This is a genomic window from Streptomyces sp. NPDC107765 (assembly GCF_055657085.1).
This window is the reverse complement of sequence record NZ_JBVKBL010000020.1, coordinates 22,336-33,950: the sequence shown is the minus strand read 5'-3', so window position 1 is coordinate 33,950 and position 11,615 is coordinate 22,336. Positions and strand designations below refer to the sequence as shown.

14 protein-coding genes and 1 pseudogene are annotated in these 11,615 nt (G+C 68.4%); 8 read left to right on the top strand and 7 right to left on the bottom strand.

Annotation, left to right across the window (positions count from 1 at the left end; all coding sequences use genetic code 11):
• Positions 1-448: 448 nt before the first annotated feature.
• Positions 449-652, bottom strand: coding sequence for a hypothetical protein (locus tag ACZ7MX_RS34650; protein ID WP_472138035.1), 204 nt, complete (start codon positions 650-652; stop codon positions 449-451).
• 6 nt (positions 653-658) lie between these two features.
• Here ACZ7MX_RS34650 and ACZ7MX_RS34645 point away from each other — a divergent pair, with 6 nt between their 5' ends.
• The 3 genes from ACZ7MX_RS34645 (at position 659) to ACZ7MX_RS34635 (ending at position 1,701) form a co-directional block, all read left to right on the top strand.
• Positions 659-832, top strand: a complete 174-nt coding sequence (locus ACZ7MX_RS34645) for a hypothetical protein (RefSeq protein ID WP_472138033.1) — start codon at positions 659-661, stop codon at positions 830-832.
• Between the two features lie 114 nt (positions 833-946).
• Positions 947-1,399, top strand: coding sequence for a hypothetical protein (locus tag ACZ7MX_RS34640; RefSeq protein ID WP_472138032.1), 453 nt, complete (start codon positions 947-949; stop codon positions 1,397-1,399).
• A complete protein-coding gene (locus ACZ7MX_RS34635) occupies positions 1,399-1,701 on the top strand; it encodes a transcriptional regulator (protein ID WP_472138030.1) in 303 nt (100 codons plus the stop codon). Before ACZ7MX_RS34640 ends, ACZ7MX_RS34635 begins: the two co-directional genes overlap by 1 nt.
• 53 nt (positions 1,702-1,754) lie before the next feature.
• Here the strand turns inward: ACZ7MX_RS34635 and ACZ7MX_RS34630 are convergent, their stop codons facing one another.
• From ACZ7MX_RS34630 to nthB, 4 genes are all read right to left on the bottom strand, one after another.
• Positions 1,755-2,228, bottom strand: a complete 474-nt coding sequence (locus ACZ7MX_RS34630) for a hypothetical protein (RefSeq protein ID WP_472138028.1) — start codon at positions 2,226-2,228, stop codon at positions 1,755-1,757.
• Positions 2,229-2,377: 149 nt separating this feature from the next.
• Positions 2,378-2,743, bottom strand: a complete 366-nt coding sequence (locus ACZ7MX_RS34625; protein WP_472138027.1) for a nitrile hydratase accessory protein — start codon at positions 2,741-2,743, stop codon at positions 2,378-2,380.
• Positions 2,740-3,339, bottom strand: a complete 600-nt coding sequence (gene nthA / locus ACZ7MX_RS34620) for a nitrile hydratase subunit alpha (protein WP_472138026.1) — start codon at positions 3,337-3,339, stop codon at positions 2,740-2,742. The genes ACZ7MX_RS34625 and nthA overlap by 4 nt, the downstream gene beginning before the upstream one ends.
• Positions 3,336-4,001, bottom strand: coding sequence for a nitrile hydratase subunit beta (nthB, locus tag ACZ7MX_RS34615; protein ID WP_472138024.1), 666 nt, complete (start codon positions 3,999-4,001; stop codon positions 3,336-3,338). Before nthB ends, nthA begins: the two co-directional genes overlap by 4 nt.
• 272 nt (positions 4,002-4,273) lie before the next feature.
• On the opposite strand from nthB, the gene ACZ7MX_RS34610 reads away from it, so the two are divergent.
• Entirely contained in the window at positions 4,274-5,203 is a 930-nt protein-coding gene (locus ACZ7MX_RS34610) for an NmrA family NAD(P)-binding protein (RefSeq protein ID WP_472138022.1), read from the top strand.
• 188 nt (positions 5,204-5,391) lie between these two features.
• Here ACZ7MX_RS34610 and ACZ7MX_RS34605 read toward each other — a convergent pair whose 3' ends face one another.
• Positions 5,392-6,528, bottom strand: a complete 1,137-nt coding sequence (locus ACZ7MX_RS34605; protein ID WP_472138020.1) for an alpha/beta fold hydrolase — start codon at positions 6,526-6,528, stop codon at positions 5,392-5,394.
• A gap of 239 nt (positions 6,529-6,767) precedes the next feature.
• Between ACZ7MX_RS34605 and ACZ7MX_RS34600 the strand changes: the two genes are divergently transcribed.
• The 3 genes from ACZ7MX_RS34600 to ACZ7MX_RS34590 all read left to right on the top strand — a co-directional run bounded on the left by ACZ7MX_RS34600 (position 6,768) and on the right by ACZ7MX_RS34590 (position 9,469).
• Positions 6,768-7,178, top strand: a complete 411-nt coding sequence (locus ACZ7MX_RS34600) for a putative quinol monooxygenase (RefSeq protein WP_472138018.1) — start codon at positions 6,768-6,770, stop codon at positions 7,176-7,178.
• 48 nt (positions 7,179-7,226) lie between these two features.
• Positions 7,227-7,850: a cysteine hydrolase family protein gene (locus ACZ7MX_RS34595; protein WP_472138017.1), complete on the top strand. Its 624-nt coding sequence runs from the start codon at positions 7,227-7,229 to the stop codon at positions 7,848-7,850.
• Between the two features lie 566 nt (positions 7,851-8,416).
• Complete coding sequence (locus ACZ7MX_RS34590; protein ID WP_472138015.1) at positions 8,417-9,469, top strand: AI-2E family transporter; 1,053 nt, start codon at positions 8,417-8,419, stop codon at positions 9,467-9,469.
• A 434-nt stretch (positions 9,470-9,903) separates the two neighbouring features.
• Here ACZ7MX_RS34590 and ACZ7MX_RS34585 read toward each other — a convergent pair whose 3' ends face one another.
• Positions 9,904-10,581 (bottom strand): HdeD family acid-resistance protein, encoded by a 678-nt coding sequence (locus ACZ7MX_RS34585; protein ID WP_472138013.1) that lies wholly within the window; start codon positions 10,579-10,581, stop codon positions 9,904-9,906.
• 423 nt (positions 10,582-11,004) lie between these two features.
• Here ACZ7MX_RS34585 and ACZ7MX_RS34580 point away from each other — a divergent pair.
• Positions 11,005-11,118, top strand: a pseudogene (locus tag ACZ7MX_RS34580) (IS5/IS1182 family transposase); the annotation flags it as partial.
• Positions 11,119-11,615 lie beyond the last annotated feature (497 nt).

Here is an 11,615-nt window from a genome sequence, read left to right as displayed (position 1 = left end):
TCAAGCGCTGCCTAAAGGTCAGCCAAAGACTCCGACTCGATATAAGGAGTTTTTAGAGGGATCAATAGCGAACCTTATCGCCGGGACCTGGACTCGCCGGCCCGGCGACGGCCCGGCCCCGGACCTCGGGAGCGCCCAACTCCCGCCCGTACACGGCTGACGTGCACCTTTCCCCGCACGCCCACACCCCGCCGCACACCCAGCCGGCCGCCGGCAACTGCATGCCGGGAGGAGTGGGGACGAGGGGATGCCTGGCACGCATGGAGCTTCCCCACCTACCGCCCCTCCCCTTTCCGGTTCCGATCCACTGGCCGAGATCCAGCGCCCCGCAATTCTGGTCTATGCGGTCGGTTTTTCCGTCCGGCCTATCGACGCAAGGGACTTCGGGCATTACGCAATGGGCGGCCGGGCCGGAATAGGCCGGGCGCACCGCCGGGCCCGCGAAGGGTCAGGACGAAACCCCAGGAACGGGGGGCAGCCGGTAAGCACCGGCCTCGGCGGTGACGAGGCCGGCGGTCGGCGGCGGGAAGTGGCTGCCGAGGAGCAGGGTCTCGGTGTCGGCGAGCGAGGCGATCAGCTCGCGGCGGCTGCGGACGGCCTGTCCGGGGTCGATGTCCACGCAGCTGGTGATGGCGGAGCGGTGCAGTTGCACGGGGTGATGGACGCAGTCACCGGTGATGACGGCCGAGTGGGCCCCGCTGCGGAGTTCCACCGCGCCCTGCCCGGGCGCATGACCGATCCGCAGCCGTACCGGGAGAACGGCATCCTGCGCGGCCCGGAGCAACTCCCAATCTCCTTCAAGCGGCTGCGGCCCGAGCTGCGGGCCGCCTGAGCGCCGTCAGCGGCCGGAGCCGCCACGGCTGCCACCTCCTTTCCCGTCAGGAAAGAAGGTGGTACTTTCTCCATGGGCAAGTACCACGGATGACCAGCATGACAAGGGGGACTCATGACCTCGTACGACGCGCGGACCGCGCTCGACGCCATACACCACCACCAGGAGCAGACCCGTGACGCGTATGTGCGCCACGGCTCCTCGCTTCCCTACCTGCTCATCACCGCACTGGCCGTGTTCAGCTTCAGCGCGGCCGTCGATCTGCCGAACCCCTGGCGCACCCTCACCCTCCTGGCGGCGGGCGGGCTGATGGCAGTCATGCTGTTCGTGCATCAGCGGCGGGCCCCGGTCCGCCGGAAGCCATCCGGCACGGAGTGGGCGTTCTCCCTATGGCTGGGGGGCGTTGTCACCGTGATCCTCGTGGCGGCGCTGATCGGCGCCCGGCTGCTGGGGCTGCCGAACCCTGGCGTGATCGCCGGGGGCGTCGCGGCCGTTGCGACCCTGGTGGCCGGGTATGCGACCCGCCCGATCATGAAAGCCATCACCCGCCGGAACAGCCGCGCCTGATGGACCCGGACTTCGACGAGTTCCTGCACGTACCGGCCCGGCTCTCGGTCGTCGCGCTGCTGGCTCCGGCCGACTGGGTGGAGTTCGGCTTCGTGCGGGACAAGGTGGGGACCAGCGACTCGGCCCTGTCCAAGCAGGTCGCCTCACTGGCGGAGGCCGGGTACGTCGAGGTGCGCAAGACCCGGAACCGTACGGGGCGGCACACCCACGTCCGGCTCACCACGCACGGCCGGGGGGCGTTCCAACGGCACGCCGCAGCCCTGCAGCGGATCGTGGCGGCGGCGCACGAACCGCAGGAGTGAGGCGCCTGGGCCGAATTGCCAAGTAGCTTCCCCGGACCCGCCGCCGCCTCGAACTACCCGCCGGCCAGCGTCTGGAGCTGCCCACGCTGTCCCGAGCTGCCCTGGAACGCGAAGGGTTCGAGGTGATCGAGCGGCGGCAGCCGTCGCTGCTGGCCGGCGGCATCCTGATCACCGGCGGAGTGGACCGCGTCACCGAGTTCGAGCACGGCATGCCGCCGCCGCACCAGGCCTGGGACGGGAACGGCTGGCGATACGACCCCAGCGTCATCGACGACCAGGCACGCGTCGTCAACGTGCGCGGCCGGGGACTCGTGATCATCACCGGGTGCGGGCACGCCGGAGTCATCAACATCATCCGGCACGCCATGAGGCTCACCGGCGTCAGCGAACTGCTGGCCCTCATCGGCGGCTTCCACCTGAGCGGCCCCGCCTTCGAGCCGGTCATCGGCCCGACGGTGGCCGTGCTCACCGCACTCGGCCCCGAGTTGATCGCCCCCGGTCACTGCACCGGCCGGCGCGCCCAGCACACCCTGGCCACAGCCCTTCCCGGTGCAGACCAGCGTCGGAACGACCTACACCCTCACCACCCCAGACGGGTGAGGCCTGATCCCGACTCAGCAGTCCAGGCTCGCGGTGCAGTGGGAACGGCGGGGAGGACACGCGTAGTGCGCCGTGGTCAGTGCGGATGGTCGTGGTGGTCGGAGTGGTCACGGTGGTCGTGGCCACGAGGGCGTTGGGACAGGGATCGGGCGCGTGTGATGACCTCGTCCGTGGACACGGCGCGCACGCTCGTGAGCACGTCCTCCAGTGCGGCCAGCCAGAGCCTGTAATAGCTGTACGGTTCGTCGCGCTCCGCCGAGGCTTCCCAGGCGGCGATCCGGGTAATCAGTGCGGCCTGGAATTCCGGCCAGGTGAACACTCCCGCGTCGTACAAGGTGACGGCCATCCCGAAGGCACGGCTCTCCCACGACTCGGCGAACACCAGCTCGCCGTTGGAGCGTGGCGGTGCGGCGGGACCTTCGACGTCCAGAGGTGCGCTCATGGGGCCGCCACCTTGGCCACCCCGACCATCGCGTCCCTCGTCACCAGAGGGACGAGTTCTTCCTCGGTCAGATGCTCGGTGCCGGACGGCTGCTCGGGCAGCACCAGCCAGCGCACCTCGCTGGTGGAGTCGTGGACGGTGATCCGTACATCGTCAGCCAGCTCGAGTCCCATCTCGGACAGCACCGCGCGCGGCTCCTTCACCACCCGGGCGCGGTAGGCGGGGTCCTTGTACCAGCTCGGAGGCAGGCCGAGCACCGGCCACGGGTAGCACGAGCACAGCGTGCAGACCACCACGTTGTGCGAGGTCGCGGTGTTCTCCACCACGACGATGTGCTCGCCCTGGAACCCTCCGAAGCCCAGCTCCTTGATGGCGGACGTGCCGTCCTCGAGCAGTCGGCGACGGTATTCGGGATCCGTCCAGGCCCTGGCGACGACCTTCGCGCCGTTGAGCGGTCCGATGTTGGTCTCATAGGTGGTGATGAGCCCGTTCATCGCCTTCGGATCGATCAGGCCCCGTTCGGTGAGCAACTGCTCGAGTGCCTCGGTGCGCAGGGCCGGGGGAAGGCGCTCGGCCGATCCGGCGGTGGTGGTCATGAGGGCGTCTCCAGGTAACTCTCGAACACTTCCACGGTGAGCTCGAAGGGCTCGGCGTCGGTGCCCCACAGGTCATGAGAGTCGAAACGCACCGAGTAGACGTACTGAGGGTTCTCGCCCAGGAAGTGCGCGTTGCTGTCCGGCAGCACGCCGGCGGGCTGAATGATGTCGACAACGCCGACATGCCCTCGCACATAGCGCGGCAGCCTGGTGTGTCCGGACGGCGACATGTCCCTGGCACGCACGCGCTCGCCGACGGCGAAGGCCGGCGCGGTGTCGAGGCAGCGCAGTGTGCCTTCGGCGGTCGGCGCGTAGTCGGGCTTGGCCGGCTCCGGGACCGGGGGCTCCTCCACGTGCTCGCCGCGGAGGTTGCGGGCGCGGGCGTCGACCGCACCAGGTGCCAGGACAGCGCTGTCGAGGAGTCTCAGCTCTCCGGCGTTGAGCCAGCGCCCGTAGTAGCCGTCGTCGATGTAGTGCGCCCGGTCCAGCCGCTCCAGCGCGTGCCGGAAGGAGTCCAGGTTTCCCCCGGACGCCCTGTTCGAGAGGATCGCGAGCGCGAATGCCCGGCCTTCCCAGGGCTCTGAGAAAACAGGTTCATCCTGTCTCGGCGGATGCACGGAGCCCCAGCCTGGGGCTCCTCCCATGTCGGCAATACCGTCCATGGCCAGACCTCACTTTTGCCAGCAATAGCGGGCATAGTCAGGTGAATTAGTGTATTCGGGTGACGTCGTGGGTGTCACACTCTGTTTCCCGCCGCTGGTCGCAGCGCTGCCGCGGAGGTGCCGGCTCATGGCCCCGCGTGCCCGGGAGAGACGGCGGCCGAGGGGACGGGCCAGCAGTTCGGGCCGCGTACGCATGCCGATCGCCTGACCTTCGCCGGAGCCGGACGTCACCCCGGTTTGCGCCCGGCCCGTACGGGCCGCAGGCTGCCGACATGGACTCCAGTCCGGAAGCAGGCATGCGGCCCATTCTGGTGACCGGTGCTGCGGGCAGCGTGGGGGCCGTCGGCAGAACGGTGGTCCAAGGGCTGCGGCGCCAGGGCTTCCAGGTGCGTGCCCTGGTGCGCCAGGACGACGATCGTGCCCAGGCGCTGCGCGCCACGGGTGCCGAGGTCGTGGTCGGAGACCTGACGTGTGCCCGTGATGTCGCCGACGCCCTCGACGGCTGCGGTCGCATGTATTTCGGCATGGCCGTGTCGGCCCAGTATCTGCTGGCCGCTGTGACCACAGCGGCGGTCGCGCGCGCCTACGGACGCCTGGAGGCGTTCGTCAACATGTCGCAGCTGACCGTATCCGAGATGGACGCCACCAGCGGCTCCGAGTCACACCAGCATCGTCAGCAGTGGCTGGTTGAGCAGGTTCTCGACTGGTCCGGCCTGCCCGTGGTCCAGGTCAGGCCCACCGTCTTCATGGAGAACCCGCTCTTCAAGACCGTGTTCTCCTCGATCGCCAAGGACGGCGTCATCAGGTGGCCCTTCGGCGAGGCCAAAACCTCCCCGATCGCAGCCGGTGACGTCGCCGCCGCCGTCGAGGAGATTCTGGCCGATCTGGCCGGACACATCGGCCGGACCTACGAGCTGACCGGTCCCCGATCACAAGACGTCACCGCTCTGGCCGCGGAGATCTCCGATGCTCTGCACCGCACGGTCGGCTACACCGACGTCCCGTTGCAGGAATGGCTCGACAATGATCTGGCGGCGCTGGGACTGCCGGCCCATGTGCTCCAGCACATCTCCACCATGGCTCGCCTGCACGTGGCCGGGCGCTATGACCGCCAGGCAGACGGCATGGAGGAGATCACCGGGCGGTCCGCCGAAGGAGTATCCGGGTTCGTCCGCAAGAACCCCGAGCTGTTCACTCGCTGACGCCGACAGCCGCCGTGAGGAGCCACGCACCACGCTGCGACGGCCGCGCCCAGCCGTATCCGGGGACGAGGCGCCGCTCACCGTGCGCAGCACGGACATCACCGTACTCACAGGAGCGGTGTACGACGCCGACGGAGACAGGCAACTCATCGTCCGACCACGTCGTGCGCCCCGCACGTCGACGCCGGCTATTTGCCGGGCATCGCAGTGGCCAAGGGGCGCCTACTCCCTTCTTGGGCGAGGTACAGGGCCAAGAACGTGGTCAGCGCCGCCAGCACTTCCTGCGGGGCTTCCTCGGCCACCCAGTGGCCGCTGCCCGGAATGACTACGCCACGCACGTCGCGGGCGACCAGTCTCATGGTGCCGGCGACGCTCTCACCGAGGCCTCCGGCTCCGCCGATCGCGAGGACAGGGAGCGTCAGCGGTCGTGTCCTACGTTGCTGGTCCTGGGCGCTGGTGGTGTCGAGGGCCCGGTACCACCCGAAGCTGCCCCGCAGAGCGTCGGGCTGGGAGGCGAGCATGCGGACGTAGTAGTCGACGACGTGGCCGGGGAGCTTCTGTACGGCCTTGGTGGCGAACTGCCAGCCCAAGTAGATGTCTTCGCGTCCCCGGACGAGTTTTTCGTTCACGTCGGTGAGCCGGTTGAAGGGGATGTGCCACAGCCTGTTGTTGGCCTGCTCGGTGCCGACCAGGGGCGGCAACGAGGTGACGGCCGGGAGGAACGCCTCGGCTACGGCCAGGCGGACCACACGCTCCCGGTGGTCAGCGGCCAGCGCGTAGGCGATCGGCATTCCGGTGTCATGGCCGACCACGGCGAACCGCTGGTAGCCGAGTGCGTCCATCAGAGTGGCCATGTCGCGGGCCAGGGTGCGGGTGTCGTACCCGCCGCGGGGTTTGTCGGTCAGCCCGATGCCGCGCTGGTCGACGGCGACGACGGTGAAGTGTTTGGCCAGTGCGGGCATCACCAGGCGCCAGGCGTACCAGGTCTCGGGCCAACCGTGTATCAGGAGCAGCGGTGGCCCCTCGCCTCCGACGACAACGTGCTGGCGGATCCCATTGGCTCGGACGAACCGGTCGGTGAACGTCTTGGTGAATCCAGGCGGCAGGTCCGGCGCCTGCCGGACGGAGCCGAGGGCCTCGGGCGTGGGTGTGGAGGTCGTGCGGGGCTGCGGGGCCCCGCCGCGCGGCAGGGTGACGGCGGTGAGCGCGACGCCTCCCAGCCCCAGCCCCAGCACACCCGCACCGGCAGTGCGCAGCAGGTGGCGCCGGGGCACTGTAGCGGTGGCTTCGTCGTCGGAGTCACTGTTCCCGGATGCCTGAGACATGGGCTCCCTTTCCGCACCCGGCGGGCGCTTTCAGTGACGTGCGGTGACGCGCGGAACCGTCTCGGCGCCGTGGCGGCGATGCGTGACCGCACACCATGGCCGCACGCGCCCGTTGCAGGTCCCGCGTTCGTTGAGCCTCATGCTCAGCCGTGACCTGTGCTCTCGCAATCGGACCAGGGCCGTCGACGCGCGTGCCGCCCGCTGTGTGAGGAGACTGGGAGTGGTAGAAGGAGGCAGGGATGAGCCAGATGGCGCTTTGTGTCCGCTTCACGCTGCGTGACGGTGCTGGTGAAGCGTTCGACGAACTGGTCCCGGAGGCCGTCGAGGGGGTCCTCGAACACGACCCGGGCACCCTGGTGTGCGCCTGCAGTGACGTCGAGGGAGCACCGAACCAGCGCCTCTTCTTCGAGCTGTACGCCGACCGAACCACCTTCGAGGAACACGGACGTCAGCCCCACGTCCGTCACTTCCTCAACCAGAGCGAGCAGTACGCAGAGAAGACGGAGATCGACCACCTGCGACCGTACGCCGGAAAGTACCCTGCCGCGGCCGGACAGCGCGGTTCAAACCCGGTCCGACCGTGTGCTCTCGGGGACGCGAAGCGGACTCGGGCACAAGGCGTGACGCCTCCCGGCCCGGCACCACTGTGAGCAGACCGGGACCGAACCCCCCAAGTAGGGCCGGGACAAGGAGGAACCATGGCCGACATCTACGAGCCTCGCCACACGGCCGTCCTGCTGGTCGACCCCTACAACGACTTCCTCTCGGAGGGCGGCAAGGTCTGGCCCCGCCTGGAGCCCGTGGCCCGCAGCGTCGATCTTCTGCACCATCTCCGGTCTGTGGTCGCCGCCGCCCGCGAAAACGGCGTGCGCGTGGTCTTCGTACCGCACCGCCGCTGGGAGCCGGGCGACTACGAGTCGTGGGACCATCCGACCCCCTCGCAGCGGAAGATCCAGGAGTTCCACCACTTCGCCCGGGGCTCCTGGGGCGGGGAGTTCCACCCTGACTTCCAGCCGCAGCCGGGCGAGGTCGTCGTACAGGAACACTGGGGATCGAGCGGGTTCGCCAACACGGACCTGGACATGCAGCTCAAGCAGCACGGCATCACTCACGTCGTTGTCGTCGGCGTCCTGGCCAACACCTGCATCGAGGCCACCGCCCGCTACGCCATGGAGCTCGGCTACCACGTCACGCTGGTCACCGACGCCACCGCGTCCCTCAGCCCCGAGATGATGCACGCCGCTCACCGACTCAACGGCCCCACCTACGCCCAGGCCATCGTCACGACAGACCAACTCACCGCCGCACTCGGCCCCGGGTGAACACCGTGGGACGCATGACTCGCACCACCCTGGCTGCCGAGGGGCGAAGGTGACGCCACCGTCCATGAGAAGGTCGGCTCCGGCTGACCACACCACCGTCCATCGCGGAAACCGTCCGCACCTGGGTGCGGCAGGAGAAAGAGCGGCTTCGGGAAACACTCCGGATGCGCAGGAAGCGTTGCGGATTGACGATCAGAAAGGGCCGCCGCGCGCCGGTCGCGATGCGTTATGGGTCACGACGCGCACCCGTTAGCCGCATGCGTCAGCCGGGCGCACTTCATTGGCGACAGCAGGACTGCCGCGATCACGTCCGCAGCTGACGGCGCTGTCCCCCGCCGGGCCGACGGTCCGGCGCTGCACCTCCGGCCACCGCCACCATGACACTTCCTTCGACAGTTACGGCCTACGGCATCAGCTTGCAGCTCGGCCTGGGAATCCGCACCCGGGATGAAGCGGTGTCTCCTTACTGCACCGGTCCTCGTTTACCCGTGGCCGGGGCTGGGCACTCGACGCCCATGGCGACGCGTCCGGTTCCGGTGCGAACCATCCTCGCCACCATAGGTCTGGTGCTCGCCACCTACGTCGTACTCGAGTTGGTGGTCCAGGCTCGCCGAGTCTTGATCTGGGCGGTCATCGCGTTGTTCCTGGCCGTCTCCCTTCATCCGGCGGTCGAAGCCCTGCAGCGACGGGTGCCGCGGTGCCGACGGCCGGTGGCCACCTTGCTGGTCTTCCTGGCCGCGGCCGCGGCCGTCGGCGCGGTGGTCGCCCTGTTCGTCATCCCCCTGGCCCAGGAGGGCAGCCGGTTCGCAGGTCACCTGCCCGCGATGATCAAGGATGCCCAGACCGGCCGTGGGCCAGTCGGCAACCTGCTGGAGCGGACGCACGCTCTGCAGTATGTCCAGCACCATCATGCGCAGATCCGCGCGTTCGCCACCGGTCTGAGCACGCCCGTCGCAAAGTTCCTCCGCAGTGCCGCGAGCACCGCGGCGGGCGCTCTCACGATTTTCGTCCTGGCTTATCTGATGGTGCTGGAGGGCCCCAGGGCCATAGACCGGTCGCTAGCCCTCGTGGACGAGGCTCCGGCGGCCCGCATACGCCGCGTGGGAGCCGCGTGTGCCCGTACCGTGAACGGTTATCTGACGGGAAACTTGCTGATCAGCGTCATCTGCGGGCTTGTGACCTACGTCGTGCTGCTGGTTTCCGGAGTCCCGTTCGCCGGCCTACTGGCCGTCTTCGTCGCCGTGACCGACCTCATCCCCCTGGTGGGAGCCACCATAGGAGCTGTCGTCGCCTCTGCAGTGGCGTTCGTCCACTCACTGCCGGCCGGCATCGGAGCCGTCGTCTTCTTCATCGTCTATCAGCAGGCCGAAAACCACCTCCTGCAACCGGTCATCCTGTCTCGGACGGTGAAACTCAACCCCCTCACCGTGCTGCTGGCCACCCTGATCGCCGCCGACGTCGCCGGGATCCTCGGTGCCCTGCTGGCGATTCCCGTCACCGGCATCATCCAGGTCATCCTCGGTGACATCTGGGCTCACCGCGGCGGTCGGCCACTGGGACCGCCGACACGGGCAGCCAACAGCCCCGAGAACGCCGACCGGTCCGACGCCCCCGAATGACGGCCCCTGGAGTCCGGCCGCCACACGCACAGCGAGGAGTTCGCCCAGGTCGCCTTTCTCCGTCAGGCTGGGACGGACCTGAGACAGCGAGAACCAGCAGACAACGAGAACCCTGCTGGGGAGACGGTGGAGGACAAGCCGGTGGAGGACAAGCCGGTGGATGAGGTTGTCGAGCGGCTGATGGACCGTGCCGACGCCCGGGAGCCGCGCTGCTGGGTGAGGGTCGGTTGCTGACCGCCCTGATCAGGGCAGTGTTCGAGCGACTCCCTGGACGCCGAGCCGACCTTACTAACACCGCGGCGCCTCTGCGGTGGTCACACCGGGGAAGGTTTTCCACTTTCCTGGCTCGGGCGGAACGTGAGTACGGCCCTGATGAGCCGATGCCCGACGCGCGATGTCGCCGCTCGCCGCCTCGTCCGGTCCGGCTCCGCCGATCAGTGCTGGGGGTGCGCACGTGCGTGGAACAGGGGGCGCCGCTGAGGAGCGGTGCCGGCGGCCAGATGGCCGATCTCGACGCGTGTCCTGATGGCACGGACCACCTCGGTCAGGCCGACGACGATGGCCATAACGCCCACGACCAGGGTGAGTGTCGCGATGGAGGCGAACGGCATGACGATCATCACGATGCCGGCCATAGTGCCGATGATGCCGAAAGCCACGTGCCAGCCGCGGGCCGGCATGGTCTGATCGGAAGCCGCCGCGACCGTCTCCAAGGTGCCCCGAAGCAGCCAGCTGAAGCCGATCCACAGCGCCAGCAGGAAAAGCGACTCCAGAGGGCCCCGGAAGCAGATCAGTCCCAGCAGGATGGAGACCGCACCGGTGAGGAAGTGCAGTACCCGAAGATGCCGGGGGACGTGGGTACCGAAGGCGGCGGCGAGCTGGAAGACACCGGTGGCCAGCAGGTAGATGCCGAAGAGCACGCCGACGACGCGGAGCGTCTCGCCCGGCCAGACCAGTGCGACGACGCCCAGGGTGATGGTGGCGAGGCCCATGGTGAGCAGGATCTGCCAGCCCACGTTGGCCAGGGCGGCGATGCCTTCGGCCGCAGGGCTCTCTTGTGGTTCGGTGCCACGTGGTGGAACGGAGCCGGGGTAATCGGAAGGAGATGTCATGGCACCTGCCTCCTTCTGTGCAGCATGGTCACGTCACTACATGTCCATCGTCACCTGATCAGCCTCATGCCGCTCGATGGGGGGCGCGGGACCGTGGCGCATGAGGGTAGTCCGAGCAAGCTCCTCCGTCCTGCGGAAGGCGGGGGTGTTTGGCGCCGGACCCCCGAATGACGGCGGCCAGACACAGATAGGACACGCTCTTAGCGACCGGGGTTGGTCATCCTCGACGTGACCGCCTCGTCGAGAATGGCGCCGCCATTCAGAGGAGGCGCCTGACCGTGAGATTGCCGAAGTGTGGGAGAGGTAGCGGATCTTGCTCGGGTCACGGCCGGTTATGGCGGCGATGGCGGCGTCGGTGTAGCCGAGGGCGGTGAGGACCTGGACGTCATAACCAAGGACGCAGCCACCGGGGGAAGGGAATGGTTGACGGATGGATACGGCATCCCGCTGGGCCGCGTCCTGGCCGGTGTCAACCGTCACGACTCCCCGCTGCTCGCCCCGGCCCTGGACCGTCTGGACGACCTCGGCCCGTTACCGTCAGTGAGGAAGCGGTAGAGATCTGGCAACGTCTGGCAGCCGACAACCCGGGCGCCTACGAGTCTGGCCTCGCCATCTCGCTGTCCAACCTCAGCTTCCGCCTGTCGGAGACTGGGCGACAATCGGAAGCCCTGACAGTCACCGGACAGGCGGTGGAGCTCTCCCGAAAGTATGTAGCCGCGGAGCCCGCGCAGTTCGGTCGCCAGTTGCTGCTGGTCCTGAACCTGCAGGCCGAGCTGCTCGTCGGCCTGGGGCGGTGGCGAGAAGCCGGAGAAGTACGTCGCTGGCTCACAGCGAATGCTTCTGCGCTCGATCCTTCCCACAATTGACGAAGGCGGATCCGACCGGTCCAGACTCGGGCGCAGGCACGGCAACGGGACCCCGAGCACATCGCGGCCGAGTGACGCACCACAGGCGGTGTGGCAGCTCCCCCGGTAGAGGCACTCGTAACGGTTCCGTTGGGGGGAGCCCGGTGCCAACCGCCAACGCAGCAGCAA

What these genes read in the sequence shown, in the direction of transcription:
- ACZ7MX_RS34645 (WP_472138033.1), top strand. Translation starts at nt 659, where the DNA reads ATGGACGCAGTCACCGGTGATGACGGCCGAGTGGGCCCCGCTGCGGAG.
- ACZ7MX_RS34640 (WP_472138032.1), top strand. Translation starts at nt 947, where the DNA reads ATGACCTCGTACGACGCGCGGACCGCGCTCGACGCCATACACCACCAC.
- ACZ7MX_RS34635 (WP_472138030.1), top strand. Translation starts at nt 1,399, where the DNA reads ATGGACCCGGACTTCGACGAGTTCCTGCACGTACCGGCCCGGCTCTCG.
- ACZ7MX_RS34625 (WP_472138027.1), bottom strand. Translation starts at nt 2,743, where the DNA reads ATGAGCGCACCTCTGGACGTCGAAGGTCCCGCCGCACCGCCACGCTCC.
- nthA (WP_472138026.1), bottom strand. Translation starts at nt 3,339, where the DNA reads ATGACCACCACCGCCGGATCGGCCGAGCGCCTTCCCCCGGCCCTGCGC.
- nthB (WP_472138024.1), bottom strand. Translation starts at nt 4,001, where the DNA reads ATGGACGGTATTGCCGACATGGGAGGAGCCCCAGGCTGGGGCTCCGTG.
- ACZ7MX_RS34610 (WP_472138022.1), top strand. Translation starts at nt 4,274, where the DNA reads ATGGACTCCAGTCCGGAAGCAGGCATGCGGCCCATTCTGGTGACCGGT.
- ACZ7MX_RS34605 (WP_472138020.1), bottom strand. Translation starts at nt 6,528, where the DNA reads ATGTCTCAGGCATCCGGGAACAGTGACTCCGACGACGAAGCCACCGCT.
- ACZ7MX_RS34600 (WP_472138018.1), top strand. Translation starts at nt 6,768, where the DNA reads ATGAGCCAGATGGCGCTTTGTGTCCGCTTCACGCTGCGTGACGGTGCT.
- ACZ7MX_RS34595 (WP_472138017.1), top strand. Translation starts at nt 7,227, where the DNA reads ATGGCCGACATCTACGAGCCTCGCCACACGGCCGTCCTGCTGGTCGAC.
- ACZ7MX_RS34585 (WP_472138013.1), bottom strand. Translation starts at nt 10,581, where the DNA reads ATGACATCTCCTTCCGATTACCCCGGCTCCGTTCCACCACGTGGCACC.